13 protein-coding genes are annotated in these 24,158 nt (G+C 47.9%); 10 read left to right on the top strand and 3 right to left on the bottom strand.

The window, feature by feature from the left end; translation table 11 throughout:
- The first annotated feature begins 70 nt into the window (after positions 1–70).
- From ACXMYH_RS12105 to ACXMYH_RS12090, 4 genes are all read left to right on the top strand, one after another.
- Positions 71–1,348, top strand: a complete 1,278-nt coding sequence (locus ACXMYH_RS12105) for an L-cysteine desulfidase family protein (RefSeq protein WP_118298658.1) — start codon at positions 71–73, stop codon at positions 1,346–1,348.
- A gap of 260 nt (positions 1,349–1,608) precedes the next feature.
- Positions 1,609–2,553: a LysR family transcriptional regulator gene (locus tag ACXMYH_RS12100; RefSeq protein WP_486554976.1), complete on the top strand. Its 945-nt coding sequence runs from the start codon at positions 1,609–1,611 to the stop codon at positions 2,551–2,553.
- 107 nt (positions 2,554–2,660) lie between these two features.
- Positions 2,661–3,578 carry a glutaminase A gene (gene glsA, locus ACXMYH_RS12095; protein WP_117515798.1) on the top strand — a complete coding sequence of 306 codons (918 nt, stop codon included), beginning with the start codon at positions 2,661–2,663 and terminating at the stop codon, positions 3,576–3,578.
- A gap of 350 nt (positions 3,579–3,928) precedes the next feature.
- Positions 3,929–5,347, top strand: coding sequence for an alanine/glycine:cation symporter family protein (locus tag ACXMYH_RS12090; RefSeq protein ID WP_486554975.1), 1,419 nt, complete (start codon positions 3,929–3,931; stop codon positions 5,345–5,347).
- 323 nt (positions 5,348–5,670) lie between these two features.
- Here ACXMYH_RS12090 and ACXMYH_RS12085 read toward each other — a convergent pair whose 3' ends face one another.
- Complete coding sequence (locus ACXMYH_RS12085) at positions 5,671–6,102, bottom strand: RrF2 family transcriptional regulator (protein WP_118530538.1); 432 nt, start codon at positions 6,100–6,102, stop codon at positions 5,671–5,673.
- 244 nt (positions 6,103–6,346) lie between these two features.
- On the opposite strand from ACXMYH_RS12085, the gene ACXMYH_RS12080 reads away from it, so the two are divergent.
- The 5 genes from ACXMYH_RS12080 to rbr all read left to right on the top strand — a co-directional run bounded on the left by ACXMYH_RS12080 (position 6,347) and on the right by rbr (position 17,800).
- Positions 6,347–8,800 carry an N-acetylmuramoyl-L-alanine amidase family protein gene (locus ACXMYH_RS12080; RefSeq protein WP_486554974.1) on the top strand — a complete coding sequence of 818 codons (2,454 nt, stop codon included), beginning with the start codon at positions 6,347–6,349 and terminating at the stop codon, positions 8,798–8,800.
- 32 nt (positions 8,801–8,832) lie between these two features.
- The gene (locus ACXMYH_RS12075) at positions 8,833–9,810 is read left to right on the top strand and encodes a S8 family peptidase (protein ID WP_486554973.1); all 978 of its coding nucleotides are present in this window, start codon (positions 8,833–8,835) and stop codon (positions 9,808–9,810) included.
- Positions 9,765–15,716 (top strand): leucine-rich repeat protein, encoded by a 5,952-nt coding sequence (locus ACXMYH_RS12070; protein WP_486555862.1) that lies wholly within the window; start codon positions 9,765–9,767, stop codon positions 15,714–15,716. Before ACXMYH_RS12075 ends, ACXMYH_RS12070 begins: the two co-directional genes overlap by 46 nt.
- 118 nt (positions 15,717–15,834) lie before the next feature.
- Positions 15,835–16,767, top strand: a complete 933-nt coding sequence (gene cysK / locus ACXMYH_RS12065; RefSeq protein ID WP_486554972.1) for a cysteine synthase A — start codon at positions 15,835–15,837, stop codon at positions 16,765–16,767.
- 496 nt (positions 16,768–17,263) lie between these two features.
- Complete coding sequence (gene rbr / locus ACXMYH_RS12060) at positions 17,264–17,800, top strand: rubrerythrin (protein WP_015553723.1); 537 nt, start codon at positions 17,264–17,266, stop codon at positions 17,798–17,800.
- Positions 17,801–17,907: 107 nt separating this feature from the next.
- Here rbr and ACXMYH_RS12055 read toward each other — a convergent pair whose 3' ends face one another.
- Both ACXMYH_RS12055 and ACXMYH_RS12050 read right to left on the bottom strand, forming a co-directional pair.
- The gene (locus tag ACXMYH_RS12055; RefSeq protein WP_486554971.1) at positions 17,908–18,486 is read right to left on the bottom strand and encodes a TIGR01440 family protein; all 579 of its coding nucleotides are present in this window, start codon (positions 18,484–18,486) and stop codon (positions 17,908–17,910) included.
- Between the two features lie 121 nt (positions 18,487–18,607).
- Positions 18,608–20,065 carry a nicotinate phosphoribosyltransferase gene (locus ACXMYH_RS12050; protein ID WP_486554970.1) on the bottom strand — a complete coding sequence of 486 codons (1,458 nt, stop codon included), beginning with the start codon at positions 20,063–20,065 and terminating at the stop codon, positions 18,608–18,610.
- A 796-nt stretch (positions 20,066–20,861) separates the two neighbouring features.
- On the opposite strand from ACXMYH_RS12050, the gene ileS reads away from it, so the two are divergent.
- Positions 20,862–24,065: an isoleucine--tRNA ligase gene (gene ileS / locus ACXMYH_RS12045; protein WP_486554969.1), complete on the top strand. Its 3,204-nt coding sequence runs from the start codon at positions 20,862–20,864 to the stop codon at positions 24,063–24,065.
- The last annotated feature ends 93 nt before the right edge of the window (positions 24,066–24,158 follow it).

Genomic DNA, 24,158 nt, shown 5'->3' with positions numbered 1-24,158 from the left:
TCGGAGTCATGAATGGCGGGCGGAAAAAGTGATCCGATCGGCAGAAAAGAACGGAGAAAGGACAGATACAATGGAGAAAAGCGATATCAGATATCAGGCATATGTGAGTATTCTGGAAGAGGAGCTGAAGCCGGCGATGGGATGTACGGAGCCGATCGCCATCGCTTACTGCGCGGCAGTCGCGAGAGAAGTGCTCGGCGGACTCCCGGAGAAGGTGAAGGTAGGAGCCAGCGGCAGCATGATCAAGAACGTAAAATCCGTGATCGTCCCGAATACGGATCATTTAAAGGGAATCCCGGCGGCGGCGGCGGCAGGAATCGTTGCAGGTGATCCGAAAAAGGAACTTGAGGTCATAGCGTCTGTTACAAAAGAGCAGATCACGGCGATGAAGGAATTCCTTCAGACGACCCCGGTGGAAGTGGAACATATTGATAACGGCATCACCTTTGATATTATTGTGACACTGACACGCGGAACAGATACCAGCATGGTCCGCATCGCAAATTATCACACGAATGTGGTACATATTGAAAAGAACGGAGAAGTCATCAGGGATATCCCGGTGAATGGTGAGGAGGAGGAAGGTCTTACGGACCGCTCACTGCTCGATATGGAGCATATCTGGGACTTTATCCATACGGTGGATGTGAATGATATCAGAGAGGTTCTGGAGCGCCAGAAAACCTACAATATGGCGATCGCCAGAGAGGGAATGCGTGGGAAGTATGGATCCAACATCGGCGCACTTCTTCTTGATATGAATGGAAATGATGTTCGTACACGGGCGAGAGCCATGGCGGCAGCCGGATCCGACGCACGAATGAACGGATGTGAGCTTCCGGTTATCATCAACTCCGGCAGTGGAAATCAGGGAATCACGGCTTCTGTTCCGGTCATCGTATACGCAACGGAGCTGGGAGTCGATGAGGATACCATGTACCGGGCGATGGCACTCTCAGATCTCACGACGATCCACCAGAAGACGCCCATCGGAAGACTATCCGCTTACTGCGGCGCAGTCAGCGCGGGCGCGGGTTCCGGAGCAGGGATCGCGTATCTCTCCGGAGCGTCCTATGATGAGGTGGTCCACACCGTGATCAATGCGGTAGCCATTATCTCCGGTATGGTCTGTGATGGCGCGAAAGCGTCCTGCGCGGCAAAGATCGCTGAGGCGGTGGACGCGGGGATCATCGGCTACTATATGGCAAAGCGTGGTCAGAACTTTGATGACGGCGACGGAATCGTGACGGCCGGGATCGAGGCGACGATCCGCAACGTGGGACGTCTCGCAAAAGAGGGAATGAAGGAGACGAATGATGAGATCATCAGCATTATGATCGGGAGCTGAGGTCTGTCATCCCGTGTGAATTAAGATATGAAAGTATGGTTTCGGAGTGTTGTCCAGGTGACGGCACTCCGTTTTTGATGTATAAGGTTTTTTCTGCGGGAAATAACCTTAGTTTGATAAAGAATAACAAAGAAGTAGAAAGATATAGCAAAAAATGATACATTATATACAAGAAAAGCCGCAGGAATGTGCGGATTTCAGAAACTCTTTTCAGCAGCGATGCGCGGGAAGAGAGATAGAAAAATGAGGGAGGGAAGAACATGAGCTATGATATCAATCTGAAACATCTGGAATACTTCATCAAGGTGGCGAGACTTGGTTCCATCAACAAGGCGGCCCAGATGCTCTATGTTTCCCAGTCCCATCTCGGAAAGATCATTCATGACCTGGAGGAGACCGTTGGAGCGCCGCTCTTAAACAGGAGCCGTCAGGGCGTGACGCTGACTCCCGAGGGAAATGAGTTTTTGGAGCGGTCAGTGCGGATCTTAAAGGAAATGGAAGGAATGCATCTGCGGCCATTAAAGGAGATGGAGAAGACAGAGCCCCTGGCAGTGTCCATGACAAAGTTCTCCCATGTGATGGAGAGCTTTATCACTATCGTGCGACGGTACCAGGATCAGCCGGAATTCACCCACCGCCTGTATGAGGGGCAGTTGGAGGATGTCATCGAGGATGTGGTCTCCGGGCGGGCCGACATCGGAATTTTCCATTTCGACAGTCAGAGACATGAGGAGATCCAGGTGATGGCGGCGGCGAAAGGCCTTACATACCGGTTCCTCTCTTATGTGGAACCGCAGATCGTGATCTCAAAGGATCATCCTCTCGTCCGGGAGAAGAAGCCGATGACGAGGGAGAATCTTGCGAATTACGGATTTATCCGCTATATGGGGCTGTATGACGATATTCTCTCCAATATCCTCGGACCAAATGAGGATGGGGGAAGTACGGGAAAGAAGAAGGAGATTTATGTGACAGGGCGTGCGACGCTCATGAACCTGATCTCACAGACGGATTTTTACAGCATCGGAATCCATGACTTCGACAAGCAGCTGTCGGATTTCCGGGCAGTTTCCGTGCCGATTCCGGGGTGCGAGGTGAAGCTGGAATTCGGGTATGTGACACTTGCGGATGTGCCGATCTCCGGGATTGGGAAAGAGTTTTTGAAGGAAGTAAGAGAGCGGCTTGAGAGGGGACAGGACGTTTAAAATAAGAGAAAATGCACGGAAAATGTGCTGACAGGAGTTTCCTGCAAAGTATGGAAAGTGCGGCAGCAGGAGTGGAAGGTCATAGAGGAAAGGAGTAAACAAAAGTTATGTTTCAGGATCTGATCAATGAGGCACTGGAAACGGGACGCCCATACATCAAAGAGGGAGAGGTTGCGACCTATATTCCGGAGCTTGGAAGAGCGGACAAGAATAAGCTTGGAATCAGTATTTTCTGCCGGGATGGAAGCCGGTTCTCCTGTGGGGATACGAAGGACCGGTTCAGCATCCAGAGTATTTCGAAGGTTATCAGCCTTGCAGTAGCACTTGAAGTCTGCGGGTTTGACATGGTGTTTGAGAATGTGGGAATGGAGCCGTCGGGGGACGCGTTCAACTCCCTGATCAAGCTTGAGGGATCCAACAGTCATCCATACAATCCGATGATCAATTCCGGCGCCATCGCGGTGGCGAGCTTTATCGAGCCGAAGGTATCGTTTGGGGAGATGCTGGAGCTTGCGAGGTGTTTCTGTCAGGATGACGGGATCGTTCTGGATGAGAAGGTCTACCGCTCGGAGATGTCGACGGTGGCGAGAAACCGCGCCATCGCCTACCTTTTAGAGAGCAAGGGCGTGATCAATGGAAATGTGGAGGAAGCGCTGGATTTCTATGTGAAAATGTGCTCGCTGAGCGTGACGGCGGAAAGCCTTGCGGGATTGGGACTTCTGCTTGCAAACGATGGAGTGGATCCGTCCGGAAAGCGGCTGTTGAATTCTGACACGGTGAGAGTCGTGAAAACGATCATGCTGACCTGCGGCATGTATGACGGGTCCGGGGAATTTGCGGTCCGCGTGGGAATTCCGTCGAAGAGCGGTGTCGGTGGCGGACTGCTGTCTGTTGTTGACGGGAAGATGGGAATCGGAATCTATGGTCCGTCCCTGGACGCAAAGGGAAACAGCATTGCTGGGAGAAAAATCCTGCAGTTCCTTTCCTCACAGATGAAATTGCATATTTTTGCGAAGAAAGACTGAGCAGTTTTTTGATGAAGGGTAACTGTTCATCAGGTTACGATGAAAGTATGAAAGTGGTACGGGAACCCAGGGGAAAATGGGCGGACGGAAACTTTCTTCTTTAGAGAAAAATTAGGAAGGGGAGGTATTAAGAGAGAAAATCAGGCAGAAGTTTGGGCTGATGATCACACAAAGATGTAGGTTGTCGCAAGCGACCGCGCTCGGCACGAGAATGTGTCGAGGCACATTCTTCTTCGGGGATAATGAAATGTGCGGTCCTGGCAAAATTTTCTGAAAAAATGATTGTAAATACGGATAACTTACAGTAAAATTTTGGGGTAACAAAAAAGAAAAAAGAGGGGTAACAACACATGTACGATTTGTATGGGGCACTGATCGGGAATCTCAGTAATTATCTTTACACATACATCCTGATCATTTTACTTGTTGCAGGCGGAATTTACTTTACGGTCCGCACAAAGTTTGTTCAGTTCCGCTATTTAAAGGAATCCTTGCGGGTCGTTCTCGCACCGAGTGAGGATGACAAGGCGATCTCGTCTTTTCAGGCACTTATGGTTTCGACGGCATCCCGTGTGGGAACCGGAAATATCGCAGGCGTATCTACTGCGATTTGTCTCGGCGGACTCGGATCATTATTCTGGATGTGGCTTACAGCGCTTCTGGGAATGTCCACTGCTTTCGTGGAGGGAACTCTGGCTCAGATCTACAAACGCCGTTCCGATGACGGCGGATGCTATGGCGGCCCGTCCTACTATATCGATCAGGCGATCGGAAAGCACTGGCTTGGGATCCTGTTCGCAGTATTTATGATCCTGACCTACATGGTTGGCTTTAATCTGGTTGCGTCCTTTAACATTGCGGATGCGCTCCGGGTAGTTCCGGGATATGCGGAGCATGAGAATCTTGCAAAGTGGATCATCGGCGCTGTGCTTGCGGTCCTGTTCTTTATATGCATCAGCGGCGGCGGAAAGCAGATCGCGGGGATTACAGAGAAGGTTGTTCCATTTATGGGATTCTTCTACATTGCGGTTGCGATGTTCGTGATCGTGACCCATATCACACTTCTCCCAGGAGTGTTCGCAGAGATCTTCCGCAACGCGTTTGATGTGAAAGCAATTTTCGGCGGATTTACGGGGTCTGCGGTCATGCTTGGTATCAAGAGAGGTCTTTTCTCTAACGAAGCCGGTGTTGGTGCAGCTGCGTGTGCGGCTGGTTCCGCGGGTGTTTCCCATCCGGTAAAGCAGGGACTTGTTCAGGTGCTTTCTGTATTCCTTGATACCTGTATGATCTGTACAGCGACTGCGATGCTGCTGCTCTGCTCTGGTGTGGAGCCAGATGCGGATATGGCCGGAATGGCCTATGTGCAGGCGGCTATGAACAGCACACTCGGCAAGTTTGGTGTTGTGTTTATTACAGTTTCCCTGTTCCTGTTTGCATTTACGACCCTGCTTGGAAACTTCTATTATGCGGAGACAGGGCTTGCGTATCTTTGCGGCATGACTCCATCTAATGAGGCAAAGTGGGGCATGAGGATCGTTGCTGCGGTGGTTGTGTGCGTCGGCGCTACGATGAAGCTTGGTATTGTCTGGGATACAGCGGATGTGCTGATGGGCTTCATGGCGCTGATCAATGTGCCGGTGATCGTTATTCTCCTGAAGCCGGTACTGCGGTGTCTTGAGGATTATACAGAGCAGAAAAAGGCCGGAAAGAATCCGGTGTTTAAGGCGGAGCATATTGAACTGAAGGAGAAGGTGGACTTCTGGAATTAGGGACGATATTTCCGGGAATGGAATTGGATATGGAAATGGATGAAGGGCAGCCGCAAGGCTGTCCTTTGTTTTTGGGATGGGAGCGACGAGTTTGGTGAGAGTACGCTGCCGGTCTGCCTCCAGTCCCAGACACCGGGTATTTCCCAGGCGATTCCTCTAAGCTTGCGGAAGAATGCTAAGGGCGGTGGTCAGTCGGCACAACTCGCCTTCGGCTCAGACAAGTGCCGCCTGTCCACCAACGCATTCTCCCACGAGCTAAGAGGAAACCATGCCCGGAAAATAATGCGTCTGAGCCTGGAGGCAGACCGGCAGCTGGGGGGTGGCTAAATTACATAATCGTCCCCCGGCTGGCCATTCTGCACGAGGTCGGCGATGGTGACGCCATCTAAATATTCGTTGACGACTTTGTCGAGACCCTGCCAGAGAGGGAGAGTTTTGCAGCTTCCCATTCTGGGGCAGTCGGTGCTGCCGGGCTCTAAGCAGGCTACCGGAGCCATGGAGTTTTCAGTGAGGCGAAGAATGCTGCCGACTGTGTACTGTTCCGGTGCTTTTGTGAGGCGATATCCACCGCCTTTACCGCGGACCCCCTCTAAGAGTTTTGCTTTTACGAGGACCTTGATGATGCCCTCGAGGTATTTTTCAGAGATTTCCTGTCTTGCTGCTGTATCTTTTAATGGAATATAGCCGTCGGTCTGGTGTTCCGCAAGATCGATCAGGACGCGGAGAGCGTAGCGGCCTTTTGTTGAAACCATCATAATCTGTATCCTCCCATGTTGCTGAATATTTTTGATCGTAATGTAAGTTTAACATTATTCCTATTATAATACAAGGTTTAAGGGAAATAAAGGGAATAAATCCAACGCCGTTGTGCAATATGCAGAGAAAATGAGAAAAAGTGCCATAAATAGTTTAAAGATTGACATACTTCATAGATATGTGTAGAATTTGATTAGTCATAACTAACTTAGCCATAACTAACTAAAATAATCAGGAGGCAATATGAAAAAGAAAATCAATCGAGTATCTGTTTGTGCAGTGGCTGCAGCAGCTAGCCTGTTTACAACGAGCTTTAGTGCAATGGGTGCTGGAGCAGGTGTCGGCGGATGGCGACAGGAGAATGAGAAGTGGAAATATTATGATGCATCCGGGATCTTGCTGACCGGATGGGTCAAAAACGGAAATGACTGGTATTATATTGATCCGTCAACTGGAGAGATGGTAACAGGATGGCTCCATACGGCGGATGGACATTGGTACTTCCTGAATAATCTAAGTGATGGATTTAAGGGGCGTATGGTAACTGGCTGGCAGTGGATCGATGGACGGTGCTACTATTTTGAACCAGGCACCAACGGTCAGGGCAGTCTTTATATGGGCGGAAAGACACCGGATGGATACCTGGTCAATGCGGATGGCCAGTGGATCGATAAGAATGGAGAGATTCATGTTTCTGTAAATAAAGGATTTAAGACAAAAGATGAGTCAGTAAAGGCAAGCACCGTGAAAACGAGATATAGCGGCAGTTCTGGACGTTCCAACAGCGGATGGTCTGACAGCGATGACGATGACAGTGATGACAGAGATACTAGGCCAGTACAAACGGGAAGCAATGCGACTCCGGACAAGCCGGAGATTCCCAATAAACCGGATACCCCGGATCAGCCAGATACTCCAAGTAAGCCGGATACCCCAGATCAGCCGGAAATTCCGGATAAACCGGATACCCCAGACAAACCAGACACTCCAGAGCAGCCAGATACTCCGGATAAACCGGATACTCCAGACAAACCAGACACCCCGGATAAACCGGATACTCCAGACAAGCCAGACACCCCGGATAAACCGGATACTCCAGACAAACCAGACACCCCAGATCAGCCGGGTACCCCAGAAGAAATAACAGTAGTGGGATACGAAAATCTGAAGAAAGTCAATACGGAATATGGTGAAGATTGGAACCAGGTCTTAGAACGCCTTCCGCAGCAGCTCACGCTGAAATTAAGTAACGGGGAAACGAGAGATGTGGATGTAACATGGCCGTCATATCTGAACACATATCGTCCGGGCGAGGTAAAAATATATGGAAGATATGACCTGCCGGAAGATGTAAAAGGAGACAAACCGGAAGTATCACTCACGATTATCGTGGCAGAAAAGCCAGCGGAACCGGAGATCATCACGGCAGTGGGATACAAAGCAATCGACTCTGTAACTGTAAAATATGGGGAAAGCCGAGCTGGTATTTTAGAGGCGCTTCCAAATACGATCACATTGCTGCTGAGCAACGAGAAAAGCATTGATGTGAATGTTGAGGATTGGATGACCTCGAAAGTGAATACATGGGCAGCAGGTACATATTACGCTGAGGCACAGTACGAACTTCCGGAGAATGTTACAGGAGATAAGCCGGAAGTAAAGGCTGAGGTCATTGTAGAGGAAAAGAAAACTCCGGACATGACACTGGATCAGCAGGATTACTATTATGATGAAAATCCGGTCATTACTTTAAAAAATATGAATTTCCCGGAAAAAGTGACAGTGACATATCTCGGTGATTATTCTAACAAAGAATATACAGATGGAGTGGAGTACCGTTATGATAAGGAGAATGGAACGATTACTCTGTTTACACAACAGATCTTAAAGAGAGACAGCGGAAGCTTATCTTCAGCTGAGTGGGTATATCTGAAAGTAAATGCAGGAGATCATTCAAAGTATATTACAGTAAGTTATAAAGCGAGCAAATCCGTATATGCTTATCCGACTGAATATGAAGATATCGAGACTGGTGCAACAGTAAAAGCAGAAGTGATCGGTCTTGAAAAAGCAGATTATGATGCGCTGAAGCTGTATGCAGATGATCAGGAACTTACAGGAATTGAAGTAACAGAAGAGCGTGTGGATGGTGAAATGTGCACATATATCAATATTCCGTATGCTGCTGTCAAAGACCAGCTGGATGAAAATGGCTCTGTTGCCCTGACAGGAAAGGTTCCTGGAGCAAAGGCATTTACACTTACTTTATCCTACAAGCAGGAAACAGAAGCAAAAACATTAAATGCTGAAATTCCGGAGACAGACGATGGTACGAAGTATGGTTATCCGATTTATCCATACGATGAGTACAGCAGCATAAAGATCAATATCAATGACAGTGAGCTGACCCTTGACAAGATTAAAAATGAACTTCAGATCGATATGCAGAGCGAAGGGGAAGAGCGTTTTACAGTGCCGTCACCGATCGACAAGGAGACAGATTCTTCTAAGTATGGATATTGGAGTGTACAGAAAACAGCAGATGGTTTTAGAGTCCTTCTCCCGACAGATCAGTCAGAGGGAACGTTAAAATGGCAGATCAAGCCGGGAACAGATTATGACCGGTATGTGACAACGATCTATCTGAAACTTCCAGGGTATACAGAGACAGAACTGCATGTTGTACTGATGCCGTAAGTAGGGGAACAATAACAAAAAAGAGGGCTATTATGATAAAAAAGATAAAAGAGCTGACGTGCAAAGCACTTGTACTTTCTATGCTTGCATCTACAGTACTTCCGGGATTCTCCGGAAGTGCTTACGGTGCATACGGGGAAAAAGCTGCAGCTGATTCCGAGAAAACAGAGTATGTACTGTCAGAAATTGAAAGCCTGCTGAAGGGCAGTGCACCGTACGATATACTGATCAAGTGTATATATTCCGATGATGGTACGGGGCTTTCCAGAAAGGAAAAGGCAAACAAAGCACAGAGGGAGCTACTGGAACTACTGGAACAGAAAACAAAGGATCAGTCTGTGACGGAGTATCAATCCTATTACATTGTAAATGCGGTTCATGCGATCATCACATCGAAGGAATTGATAAAGCAGATCGCAGAACTTCCGAATGTGGAAAAGATCACACCGAACAATAAAATTGAATTGGTCGAGCCGGTCGAAGATGACGAGGAACCTGAAACGGCATCATATTCAGTTCGGAATTCAATTTTTGAACCGGATGAAAAGAACATTGAATGGGGAGTATCCATGGTCCACGCGGATAAAGTGTGGGACGATTTCCATATCAATGGAGAAGGCGTTACCGTAGGAATCATCGATACCGGTGTTAATTACAATCTTCCGGCAATTCAAAAGGCGTTTAAAGGTTATGATGAATCGACGGGAAAGATCGATAACCGCTACTATAAGGATTTTATAGACGATCTCCCGGAACCGGAGGCATCTTCTGTCAACGATCATGGAACGCATGTAGCCGGAACGATCTGCGGACGTGAAGGCGACAACCTGAACCAGATCGGTGTAGCGCCCGGGGCCAAATATATCAGTGCGAGGGCTCTGAATGATGAAGGCGGAGAAGTCGCGAATCTTCTGGAAGCAGCAGAGTGGATGCTGGAGCAAAAGCCGGACGTTATCAATAACTCCTGGGGGGAGACAATGATGACGATGACTGGTTTTCTGAGATCATAGAAGCATGGATCGAAGAAGGAATCGTTCCGGTATTTGCTGCCGGAAACCAGTCTTCTGGAGATCCGGCACCCGGATCGATCGCAAACCCGGGAAATCTTCTGGAGGTACTTTCTGTAGGTGCTGTGGACAGAAATAAGAATCTTGGAAAGTTTTCCCTGGTGGGGCCGTCGGCGTTTGATGAGACAGGAAAAATTATTAAACCGGAGATTGTAGCATCTGGCGTACAGGTCAGAAGTGTGGATGCAACAGGAAATTATGTAAGCTGGAATGGTACAAGTATGGCAACACCGCATGTGACTGGTGTAGTTGCACTTCTGAAACAGGCTGCTCCGGGACTTTCTGTCCGGGAAATCAAAAATGTGATCACGGAGACTGCAGAGCCGCTGACAGATCGGAAATATCAGGAAACACCCAATATGGGGTATGGATATGGTCTGATCAATGCATATGATGCAGTTGCACGTTTGAAGGGAAAGACGATCGGTTCTATTTCTGGAACAGTAAAGAAGCTGGGTACGGATACAGGAGCCAGCAGTGCAGAGTTCATTGGCGATGATTCTGGATATCTGGGAAGAGATGTCGAAGTGTCTGTAAAGGTAAAAGAGGATGTTTCTATTAAGAAGGCAGCCCTATATTATCAGATTGGACAAGACGGTGATGAGATAGAAATTTCCCTGAAACTGACAGACGGAGAACAGAATGATGGAATCTATGGAGCAGTTCTGGACGCAGATATCCTGGAAGAAGGAGAATTGAATCTCAGAGCTGAGATTACGGATTATGCGGATAATATCACAAAAATCGAAAAGACGATGCAGATTCTTCCCGGCATTAAAGTTCCGTGGAAACAGGATTTTGAGGAAGATATGCAGGGATTTCTGATCGAAGGAAACTGGAAGTTATCCCATCGCGAGTCAGCAGCTGAACCGGAAATGCCGGATGATGGAAATACATATATTGGAATTGACGGCGGACAGAGTACGTTTGAAAAGCGTGTGGACAGCTATTTATATCTTCCGCCGGTTGACCTTTCTGATATGAACGAGGGGGATCCGGTATTCCTCTCAGCAGATATGTATGTGGGATTTACGGGAATCAGCCTTTCTGAGATCCAGGCATCTTATACAGGAGATGAGGATGACTGGGAAGTTGTCTATAATCTGACAAAACGACCGGATATTACGGAACGGAAATGGGAGCACAATACATATTCCCTTTCTAAATATGCTGGAAATTCCAAACCGTTATTGTTGAGATTTTATTTCTTTGGACATGATGCGGACAGTGGTGTGGGCTGGTATCTGGATAATCTGGAACTTGACACCGCTGGAAGTGAGAGTCCGGAGAAAGTTACCGGACTGAAAGCTGTGGTAGATCAGAAGGGACTTTGCATAAGCTTTGTAAAAGTAGAAGAACCGGATGTAGAGAATTACCGGATCGAGCGAAGAAGCGCAGACAGCGAATTTGAAGAAGTCGCAATGCTGGACAAAGATGCAAAAGAAGAATTTATCAATAACGGAGTAGATAAAACTCACTACCGGATCCTCTGGTATGATGATACCGCAGAGGCAGGAAAAACATACTGGTATCGTGTCCGGGCTGTCGACCTTGGTGGGCAGGAAGGGCCATGGTCAGATGAGATAAAAGTGAAGGTATCATCATATGAAACATCTGTATCATATGAGTTTGATGAGAATGACGGGGGATTTACCTCCGAGATCCTTTCCGGGGAAGCAGATGACTGGGAATGGAGCCATCCGGAAAGACCGGACGATGAATACATGGATTTCATTCTAAAACAGGTATGGGAAAACCTGGAAAAGAACGGCTCCGGAATGTGGGGAACCACAGCAAATGGACTCCTTTCCAAAAAGCAGGATTCCTGCCTGCTTATGCCGGAATTTGAGGTTTCTGAAGGGGATTATTTCTATTTTGATTCTCTTACCACGGAAAGTATCGTGGGTTCCAACCGCATGACGGTGGAAATCAGGGAAGCTGATGCGGATGAGTGGTTTACTTTGTTTACAAGAGAAGAGGTGCAGAAAAAAGAGCAGCAGCATGAATGGCAGACACTTTCAAAGAATCTGTCAAAGTATGCAGGCAAAACTGTACAGGTAAGATTCCGCGTGTCAACAGGCACAGATCTTGTTTCTTCTTACGATCTTGGCTGGTTTATTGACAACATTTTTGTGAGCAAAGCGCGTTCAGAATTTTCAGGAAGCAAAGCGTCAAAGCTGATTGCAACAGGTGGAAATGCTGTAAGAAAATATAATACGGCAACCAGATCAAATGCAATCAGAAAAAAAACCGCTGCTTTCGGTGGACAGGAAAATATCTCTGTGCAGGGAGAAGTGACAGAAATTCCGCAGAAGGCAAAAGTGACAGTACTGGAGACAGGAAAGTACACATATGCCAGTGAGATCGATGGAACTTATTATCTGGATCATGCGGTAAATGTGGAGAAACCATATACACTGGAAGTTTCTGCATATGGGTTTGAAACTCAGAGGATCTCTGTAGATCTGAATCAGGATCCGCATCCAAATATTGACTTTGTTCTCAAAGAAGCACCAAAGGCAGTCATTAATGGTATTGTTGAGGATGAAGCAGGAAATCCGTTGGAAAACGCAAAAGTCCGCGTCCTGGAAAATGACAGTATTCCGCTCTTTGAGACGGATAAAAATGGATCCTATACCGGAAATGGTGTATATGCCGGAAACTGTACACTTCGTGTGTTTAAAACAGGCTATATTCCGCAGGAAGTGAAGGTAACCTTGACTGAAGGTGAAAATCAGGTGGATCCAGTACGCTTAAAAGAAATCGGAGACTTTGCCGAAGAAGAAGCGGATTACGGTTTTGTAGTGGAAGAAACCGAAGGAAGCTATCAAACTGTACACTTTACAAGTGGAATGAAAGGCGCAGCTGTATGGTTCCAGTCACCGCATAAAGGAGGAATTCTAAAGAGTGCTGATATTTTCCTCGTTAATAATAATTATTATGGTGGGGATCATGTGGAGATTGGGGTTCTTGGATATGATAAGCAGGGACGTTTAAGAGAACTTGCACCGTTCAGAGAATATGAAAATCTTGTTCCGAATGAATGGAATAAGATTGATCTGACAGAATATTGGATCCAGAGGGATGAACCGGTTTATATTGCAGTTCAGTATGAAAAGGAACTGGCTTCCTGCATGGGTGTATTTTACGACGTGAAAGCTTCAGATAAGGCGAAAGAAAGATCGTTTGTCTATGATGGGGCGTTCACAAAGACAACGGCACTTTCTGTTCCGGGAGCTTATGCGATGAAAGCATCCTGGTATTATCCGAAAAATGCGGAGAAGAATCCAGAATCCAGTGTAGATGGAGGAAGCTCTGGTGGGGATACAGGAAATGTTAAACCGACGGATGAAGAAGAGTTTGTATTTGATCCGGAAACCCAGACGATCACAGAGTACAAGGGGGAGAAAACTTCTGTTGTTGTACCAGCTGAGATTAAGGGTGTTCCGGTGAAGAGAATCGGAAATGAGGCATTTAAAGGGGACGGAAAGGATGCTGATAAGCGGCTCCGTACTGTTCGAATTTCTGAGGGAATCGAAGAAATCGGTAAGGATGCCTTTAAAAACAATAATCTTCAGAAAATCTATCTTCCGGATAGCCTGAATGTTCTGGAAGAGGGGGCATTTAAATATCAGTGGAAGACAGGTATGGATGACGATTCTTTGACAGTACGTCTGCCGGAGAACATTCATATTGTAGAGAAATCCGTATTTGAAAGTGCAGGAAGCCCGCTTAAAGTAGAAATGCCCGGAGTTCTAACAATCAGGACAGGAGCGTTTGCAGGAAATAAGTCAGTGGAAGTACAGGCGGATGTTCTGGAAGAGATTGAAGATGGAGCATTCGGAAATACCTCCAGTGTACAGTTTGAATATGCAAAGGTGTATACAGGAGAAAACTCTGTGCTTGAATCAAAAGATGGACAGTATCTGATCAATCCGGCAGTCGTGGAACTGAATATGATCAATGCTAAGGATAAGGAGGATGTCATTAAAATCGGATTAAAGTATGGAGCAGAAAATCCGTATGGAATGACAAGAAATTATCCGGCATCTGATTTCTACAGGATCGGGCAGACGGTCACAGTAAATGCACCTTCGTTCAGAGATAACGGAAAAGTATATGTAAGTAAAGACAAATCGCAGACGTTAACTCTGAAAGAGAAAAATACGCTTGACTTTTACTATTATCTTCTTGAAGCACAGATCAGAATGCCGGTTCTGGAAGGAGATAAGGAAACTGTTGGATTTGTACTTCCGGGTGCTGAGGTGCAGGTGACAGCAGGAGGCTACACCGGAAAAACAGTGGCAGATGAAGCAGGATATTTTTATCTGGAACTTCCGGCAATAAAAGAAGGCGATACGCTCTCCTTCACAGTCAATGGACAGGAAGCAGGAAGTACAGCCGCAGAGAAGGCCGGAAATGGTCGCTTTGTTGTAAAAGATCATGTTCTTCTTCGGTATGTCGGCGCGGCTGAGAATGTAGAGATCCCGAACTCAATTGGAAACAGCGGAGCAATCACAAAGATTGGCGATTTTGCCTTTTTCGGTAAAAAAATTAATAAAGTAACTCTGCCGGATCAGGTTGACACTGTTGGTGCCGGTGCATTTATGGGAACAGGACTTCAGGAATTTGGTTGGAATTTAAATGATATCAACAAGGCAGGTTTAAGGATCATTGAGGAGTATGCATTTAAAGATAACGAACTTTCTTCTGTGAAGTTCCCTGAATTAATGCATGCGGTGAGAACTGGTGCGTTTGAAAATAATCAGATCAAAACTCTGGAACTTGGGAAATACACTGGACATATCGGTGACCGCGCATTCAAGAACAACCAGCTGAAGAATCTTATTCTGACAGGCAAGACAGAAGAGATCGGAAAAGAAGCATTTATGAACAATCAGCTGGAAACTCTGGAATTTGCGGCGAGAGTAGCAGGAGCGGAAGAGACATTTGAACTTCCGGAATACAGCTTTGCTGGAAATCGTCTGAGTGAAATTACTCTTCCAGAACTTGTGTCAGGAGTAGAAGAGAGTGCTTTTGCAGATAATGAGGGAGGAAAAGTAACACTCAGGACAGATGTTGAAAGCATTCAGCCGACAAAGACATATGATGTTTTGAGAAGCGATGGAACAAGGCTGACATTGGATCCAGAAACAGACAAACCAGAAACAGACAAACCAGAAACAGACAAACCAGGAACAGACAAACCAGAAACAGACAAACCAGGAACAGACAAACCAGGAACAGATGATCCGGGGACAAATAAACCAGGATTGGATGAACCGGGAACAGATAAACCAGATCCCGGAAATGGAGGCAATACTGGAGGCGGCGGACATTCCGGCAGCAGAGGAAACAGCTATTCCAGACAAAGTGCAAAATCGGCAGTTCCAGCTGGATATACCGGAGCAGTGCAGACGATACACGGATACATCCTTCCTGCAGGTGTGATGGAAGGAACGTGGCGAAAAGAAAGTGGAACACCATACTGGAACTTATTGGATCAGTTCGGTAATCAGTGTGTTGGAGGCTGGAGACTTGTATATCTGTCTGCGGCATCTGCAAATGGTCAGACAATGCCGTATGGATGGTTCTGGTTTGATGGAAATGGAAGAATGGCAACAGGCTGGATGACAGATGCGTCAGGAAATACATTTTATTTGAATACAGAACAAAATTCCTTAGAGGGCATGATGATAACTGGCTGGCAGAAAATCGGAGAAAACTGGTATTACTTTAAGACAGAGTTTGGTCCGGATATGGGAAAACTTTTGAAGAATACAGTGACTCCGGATGGCTATACAGTGACCTCTGATGGACGATGGAACGGTATGCCGGCAGTGCATTAAGTATTGAAAGACTTCGTGAGCCATAAAACTTATGGCGCGCGGAGTCTTTTTAGTATTGACAAATCCGTATATTTACAATATAATCCTATTAACATATATGAAAGATAGGTAATAACTCATGGCAAATATATATACATCCGCAGACCAGCTGATCGGAAAGACTCCGCTCTTAGAGCTCACACAGATTGAAAAATCCGAGGGACTTAACGCGAAGATCATTGCGAAGCTGGAATATTTCAATCCGGCCGGATCGGTAAAGGACAGGATCGCGAAGGCGATGATCGATGACGCTGAGGCGAAGGGAATCTTAAAGGCTGGTTCTACGATCATCGAGCCGACTTCCGGAAACACAGGAATCGGTCTTGCGTCGGTCGCGGCTGCCCGCGGTTACCGGATCATTATCGTTATGCCTGAGACCATGAGCGTGGAGAGACGCCAGCTTATGAAAGCCTACGGCGCGGAACTTGTGCTCACGGAGGGCGCAAAGGGAATGAAAGGCGCGATCGCAAAGGCGGAGGAGCTCGCAAAGGAGATTCCGGGAAGCTTTATTCCGGGACAGTTTGTAAACCCGGCGAATCCGGAAGTTCATGAGAGAACAACCGGACCGGAGATCTGGGAAGATACGGACGGCAAGGTTGATATTTTTGTCGCTGGTGTCGGCACCGGCGGAACCATCACCGGAACCGGAAGATATTTAAAGAAACAGAACCCGAATGTGAAGGTCGTTGCGGTGGAACCGGCAAGCTCTCCGGTATTGAGCCAGGGCAAGGCAGGATCCCACAAGATCCAGGGAATCGGGGCCGGATTTGTGCCGGATGTCCTCGACACGAAGGTTTACGATGATATTATCGCGGTTGAGAATGACGACGCGTTTGCAGCAGGAAAGTTAGTCGGAAAAAAGGAGGGCGTCCTTGTCGGGATTTCCTCCGGAGCGGCGATCTGGGCTGCCCTTGAGCTTGCAAAGAGACCGGAAAATGCGGGAAAGACGATCGTGGCACTGCTTCCGGATACCGGTGACAGATACCTGTCCACACCGTTATTTGCGGACTAAGGAAAGAAAAAGCAGATAAAAATACATGAGAAAGACTGCGGGTCCATATCGGTTGATATGTGGATCGGCAGTTTTTTTATGCAACAGGAAATGCCGGGGAATTCCCTGTTACATAAAAGGCATTAACGTGCTAAAGATGCGCACTCGTGCGAAGATGTAGATTGCCGCACGCGACCGCGCGAGGCGCGAGAATGTGCCAAGCACATTCTTTTTCTACAATGGAAGATCCCAAATGTGCCGGCGTATTTTTTGCGTTTTTGACAGAGGATCTTGAAAAATATCTGGAGTTGAGGTAAATAAATTCTATAAAACAATAATAATTACTATTATTGACATTTGAGGCAAAGTATGTTAGAATACAACTATAAACAAGACGATACACAACAAAAAAGACGACCGTCAGACAGAAACGGTAAATTACAGGAACGGAAAGAATCATTTTACAAAAAGAAGGGAAAACAATAAGAAAACAAGAATCAGAAAGGAGTTCAACACTATGAGCAGATACGCAGGAACAAAAACAGAAAAGAACCTCGAGGCAGCATTCTCCGGTGAATCCCAGGCGAGAAACAAATATACCTACTTTGCATCCGTAGCAAAGAAGGAGGGATACGAGCAGATCGCGGCTTTATTCTTAAAGACAGCTGACAACGAAAAAGAGCACGCGAAGATGTGGTTCAAGGAGTTAGATGGAATCAGCGATACCGCTGCAAACCTTGCGGCAGCCGCAGCAGGGGAGAACTACGAGTGGACTGATATGTATGAGGATTTTGCGAAGACCGCCGATGAGGAAGGTTTCCATGCTCTCGCAGCAAAATTCCGTATGGTAGGCGAGATCGAGAAGCACCATGAGGAGCGCTACCGTGCCCTTCTTAAAAATGTGGAGACAGCTTCTGTATTCGAAAAGAGTGAAGTAAAGGTATGGGAGTGCCGCAACTGCGGGCATATCGTGATCGGAACAAAGGCACCGCAGGTATGTCCGGTCTGCAGCCATCCGCAGAGCTACTTTGAAGTTCGCGAAGAAAATTATTAAGTCATATGCTTACGTTACGGCGCTGTTCTATTTCATTGCCTGCTGAATGAAAAGCATCGAAAAGAGAAGTGGTTCACCTTCCGGAAAAAGGTGAACCACTTTTCTGTTTATTTCTGGTAAGCAGCCCGCTCTCCGCCGATATATTTGAGTCTCGTTCTCGCGCATACGACATGGGCGGAGCCGATGGACTGGATCTTCGTGCGGACCGGAACGGCAACATGGCGAAGGTGCATGCCGATCAGGGTATCGCCAATATCGATCCCAGCGTGTGCCTGGATGTATTCCACGGCGCACGGAGATTCAAAACCGTTCCATGCGGCGGTGGAGAAGGAACCGCCGGCCTTCAACTGCGGTTTTACATTCACCATCTCAAGGCCATATCTCTCAGCACATTCTTCCTCGACGATCAGAGCGCGGTTTAAGTGCTCACAGCACTGGGCGGCGAGGTAGAGACCGTGTTTCTTTGTCACATGGGAAAGGGCGGTAAAGACAGCCTGTCCGACTTCGCTGCTGGAGTAGCAGCCGATTGCGTGGGCAGCGATCTCGCTGGATGAGCAGCCCACCACCAGGATCTGCCCCGGTTTCATTGCGGCGGTATTGATCAGCTCCTCGGCGATCGCTTTTGTCTGTTCATAAATTAAGTCAAGGTCCACATCGACGGATGTGGCGATATCTGTTGCGCTCATAGTATTTCCCTCTTTTTGCAGAATGCCCGGAGACTGAAAATACTCCGGGCGGTATATGGTTTCATGGTTAAATGGATCCGGCGGTGCATGCCGCTGTCATGAGGAACGTGTGAACTGGAAATTACTCGAAATGATATTTGTCGAGCAGCTCATGTTTCATATCCCAAAGAGGCTTGGAGAGATCCACATGGACCTCATGCGGGTTTACGAGACGTTTTGTCTCATCCCATAAGGTATTGAGCTCTTCCTTGCAGTATTTCTGGATATCCATGACCTTCGGGGAGTGGTAGACACACTCGCCGTCCTTGAATACCTGCACCGGAAGCTCACGCATCGTATAAGTTCCGGGAGCGAGGAGTGTCTTTTTCCATGTCGCTATCGGGTCAAAGAGCAACAGTGGCTCGTCCTCGTTGAAGGTCTCACCGACGAGACAGATAATGTCCGCGATGACCTTGTGGCTGTCCTTGCCATAAATGCGGTAGGTCGTCTTGTTGCCCGGGTTTGTGATCTTCTCCTCGTTCTCGGAAAGCTTGATCTTCGGGATAAATTTGCCGGTCTTCTTGTCCATGATCGCAGCGAGCTTATAAACGCCGCCGAAGGACGGGCAGTCTTTGGAGGTAATCAGGTTTGTTCCGACACCCCAGGAGTTGATGGTCGCGCCCTGATTCTTTAAGCTTGTGATCAGGGTCTCATCGAGATCGTTGGATGCGGAGATCACAGCGTCCGTGAAGCCTTCCGCATCGAGCATTTTTTTCGCCTCTTTGGAGAGATAAGCGAGGTCTCCGCTGTCCATACGGATTCCGTAGAAGGTAAGCGGGATTCCCTCGGCGCGCATCTCCTTGAATACCTGGATCGCGTGCGGGATACCGGAATTTAATGTATCGTATGTATCAACTAACAGGATACATGCAGTCGGATAGAGTCTCGCGTAGGTGCGGAAGGCGGTGAGCTCATCCGGGAAACTCATGATCCAGCTGTGGGCATGGGTCCCCTTTACCGGAACATCAAACATCTGGCCGCAGAGAACATTGGAGGTACCGATACAGCCGGCGATCATAGCGGCTCTCGCACCGTAGATTCCGGCATCCGGACCCTGGGCACGTCTTAAACCGAACTCCATGACTCCGTCTCCGCACGCTGCATGGACGATTCGGGAAGTCTTTGTTGCGATCAGGCTCTGGTGGTTGATGATATTTAAGATCGCGGTCTCAACAAGCTGGGCCTGCATGATCGGGGCGATGACCTTTACGAGAGGTTCCCGCGGGAACACAACGGTTCCTTCCGGGATCGCGTAGATATCGCCCGTGAATTTGAAGTCTGCCAGATATTCCAGGAAATCTTCCCCGAAGAGTCCTGTGGTGCGGAGATAATCGATATCTTCCTTATCAAAGTGTAAATTTTCGATGTATTCGACAACCTGCTCTAAGCCGGCCGTGATGGCAAATCCGTTTCCATCCGGATTTGTGCGGTAGAATGCGTCGAAGATGACAGTCTCATTTGCATCCTTTGCATGAAAGTAACCCTGCATCATGGTCAGCTCGTAGAGATCTGTAAGCAGCGTCAGGTTTCGTTCGCTCATAATATTTCTCCTTCATGTTTCTCCGCGTCGGATACCGCGCGGAATATTGAACGCAGCGATCCGGCATAGCATCGGACAGGAACTCATACCGGATGATAGCGACAGCGTGAGCACGGTTCACCCCAAAAGAAACGCGCGGCTGTCAAACGTATTGAAGTTGATTATATCAGCTCTTGTGCGAAAAGGCAAATTTTACGTTAAAAAAGTAACGATCAATTAAAAAGAACGTAAAATATGACTAAAAACCTTAGAAAGAAAACCGAACAAAGAGAAAATATGGAAAGAATTCGCAACAGTCGGGGGATTCCCTTGACTTTTAAATACCTTATATTTATAATTGATTTGTCTGTATATCTAAGATGCAGGCGATCATAGAAAAAAGCCATGACGGAGACAGTAGGTTCACAAGCAGAAAGCCAAAGCGAGCCGGGGACGATGGAAGCCCGGTGCTTTTTCGTGAAAGGAAGATCACTCCCGAGCTGGAAGCTGAACCCCGGGTGCGGACCGTGTTCCCGGAAAGTAAGTGTCCCCGGCCTTTTCCGCCGTTAACGGAAACTCATATGTCAGTATGCAGTAATAGGTGGTTAAAAGCGTTATTTCGCCCTGTTCTCATTGGAACAGGGCTTTTTTATTTCTTTATTACCAACCGACGGCACCGGAAAGGCGCTGGGCGGACCTGACATACGACACACAAAAACACGAAGAGCGCGGCAGGGGACCGTCTGCGGAGAGTGCAGAGGGAAGCCGAGGCAACGAGAAAGCCCCGCGCGAAAAAAAGAATTGGAGGAAATGTGTCATGTACGAGAAAGTATCAACAGACCTGAACTTTGTGGACAGGGAAAAAAAGGTTGAGAAATTCTGGAAAGACGAAAAAATCTTTGAAAAAAGTATCGACAGCCGCAGAAAAGGAACCCCATACGTGTTCTATGACGGACCGCCTACCGCAAACGGCAAGCCGCATATCGGACACGTACTTACCCGTGTTATCAAAGACATGATCCCGAGATACCGCACCATGAAAGGATACATGGTTCCGCGTAAAGCCGGCTGGGATACCCACGGACTTCCGGTAGAGCTTGAGGTCGAGAAGCTTCTTGGTCTCGACGGAAAAGAGCAGATCGAGCAGTACGGTGTTGAGCCGTTCATCGAGAAATGTAAAGAGAGCGTCTGGAAATACAAAGGAATGTGGGAGGATTTCTCCAGCACCGTTGGTTTCTGGGCTGATATGGATAATCCGTATGTTACCTACCATGATGACTATATCGAATCCGAATGGTGGGCATTAAAACAGATCTGGGACAAAGGACTCCTCTACAAGGGATTCAAGATCGTTCCGTACTGCCCGCGCTGCGGAACACCGCTTTCCAGCCATGAGGTTGCCCAGGGATATAAGGATGTAAAGGAAAAATCTGCCATCGCCCGCTTCAAAGTAAAAGGCGAGGACGCATATTTCCTTGCATGGACCACAACACCGTGGACTCTTCCGAGCAACGTGGCACTCTGCGTAAACCCGAAAGAGACATACGCAAAAGTAAAGGCCGCAGACGGTTATACCTACTATATGGCAGAAGCCCTGCTTGATGCCGTTCTCGGAAAGCTTGCGGATAAGGAAAACGGAACTCCGGCATATGAGGTTCTTGAGACATGCACCGGTAAGGACCTTGAGTACAAGGAATATGAGCCGTTATTTGATTGTGCGGTGGAGATCTGCGAGAAACAGCACAAGAAAGCATACTTCGTGACATGCGCGGATTATGTTACCCTGACAGACGGTACCGGCGTGGTACACATTGCACCGGCTTTTGGTGAGGACGATGCCCAGGTAGGCCGTCGTTATGATCTCCCGTTTGTACAGCTTGTAGATGCAAAGGGCGACATGACAAAGGAAACTCCGTATGCAGGCGTATTCGTGAAGAAAGCGGATCCGATGGTCTTAAAAGACTTAAAGGAAAAAGGTCTGTTATTCGAGGCACCGGCATTCGAGCACAGCTACCCGTTCTGCTGGCGCTGTGACACACCGTTGATCTACTATGCGAGAGAGTCCTGGTTCATCAAGATGACAGCGGTGAAGGATGACCTGATCCGCAACAACAATAAGATTAACTGGATCCCGGAATCCATCGGTAAAGGACGCTTCGGCGACTGGCTGGAGAACGTTCAGGACTGGGGAATCTCCAGAAACCGTTACTGGGGCACACCTCTTCCGGTATGGCAGTGTGAGTGCGGAAAGATGCACTGCATCGGCAGCCGTGAAGAATTAAAGAAGATGAGCCCGAACTATCAGGATGTTGTAAAGAAATACAGCAAAGAGATGGATGGAGACAAGGGAGAGGTTGAGCTTCACCGTCCGTTTATCGATGATGTAGTGATCACCTGCCCGGACTGCGGAAAAGAAATGCACCGTGTACCGGAGGTTATCGACTGCTGGTTCGACTCCGGTGCAATGCCGTTCGCACAGCATCACTATCCGTTTGAGAACCAGGAGCTTTTCCACAAACAGTTCCCGGCACAGTTCATCTCCGAGGCCGTTGACCAGACAAGAGGATGGTTCTACTCCCTCCTTGCCGAGTCCACGCTGCTCTTTAATGAGCCGCCGTACCAGAACGTTATCGTTCTCGGTCACGTTCAGGATGAGAACGGACAGAAGATGAGTAAGTCCAAGGGAAATGCCGTTGATCCGTTCGACGCATTAAAGACATACGGCGCTGACGCGATCCGCTGGTACTTCTACATCAACAGTGCACCGTGGCTGCCGAACCGTTTCCACGGAAAGGCCGTTATGGAAGGACAGAGAAAGTTCATGGGTACTCTCTGGAATACCTACGCATTCTTCGTTCTCTACGCAAATATCGACAACTTCGACGCAACCAAGTATACACTGGAATACGATAAACTTCCGGTCATGGACAAATGGCTGTTATCCAAGTTAAATTCTACTGTTAAGGCAGTGGATGACGACCTTGCGAACTACCGCATCCCGGAGGCTGCAAGAGCACTCCAGGAGTTCGTGGATGACATGAGCAACTGGTATGTAAGAAGAAGCCGTGAGCGTTTCTGGGCAAAGGGCATGGAGCAGGATAAGATCAATGCTTACATGACTCTCTACACAGCTCTCGTGACGATCAGTAAGGCAGCAGCTCCGATGATCCCGTTCATGACAGAGGAGATCTACCAGAACCTGGTAAGATCCATCGACAAGACGGCTCCGGAGAGCATCCACCTCTGCGACTTCCCGACCGTTGATGAGGCACATATCGATGCCGAGCTGGAAGCGAAGATGGATGAAGTATTAAAGATCGTTGTTATGGGACGTGCGGCAAGAAATACCGCAAACATCAAGAACCGTCAGCCGATCGCCAGAATGTTCGTAAAGGCACCGGAACACCTTCCGGAGTTCTACCAGGAGATCATCGAGGACGAGTTAAACGTGAAGTCCGTAGAGTTCACGGACGATGTCAGAAACTTCACATCCTACACCTTCAAGCCGCAGCTTAAGACCGTAGGACCGAAGTACGGAAAACAGCTCGGAAACATCAAGAAAGCTCTCGCTGAGTTAGACGGAAACGCTGCAATGGATACGTTAAACGAGAAGGGCGCTCTGACCTTCAACTTTGACGGAAACGAGGTTGTTCTCACAAAGGATGATCTTCTGATCGACATGGCACAGACAGAAGGTTATGTATCCGAGGCGGACAACACCGTGACAGTTGTTCTCGACACGACTCTGACACCGGAGCTTCTCGAGGAAGGCTTCTACCGCGAGATCGTCAGCAAGATCCAGACGATGCGTAAAGAGGCCGGATTCGAGGTTATGGACCACATCTACGTTTACGTGGACAAGAATGAGAAGATCGCAGATCTGATCAAGAAGTACGCAGACGAGTTAAAGAGCGAAGTCATGGCCGACAGCATCACGCTCGGCGAGATGACTGGATATACAAAAGAGTGGAACATCAACGGTGAAGATGTTGTACTCGGTGTCGCGAAAGTGACAAAATAGACGGATGACAACAGGAAAAAGTTCCGCAGCGCGGGGATTTCATGAACAATATTTATGGACAGACCCGCAATGCGGAACCTTCCTGTAAATAAG

The sequence above is a fragment of the Pilosibacter sp. NGB245 genome (genome assembly GCF_057397225.1).
Note: the sequence above shows the minus strand (reverse complement) of the source record. Positions and strands in the feature narration are given on the sequence as shown.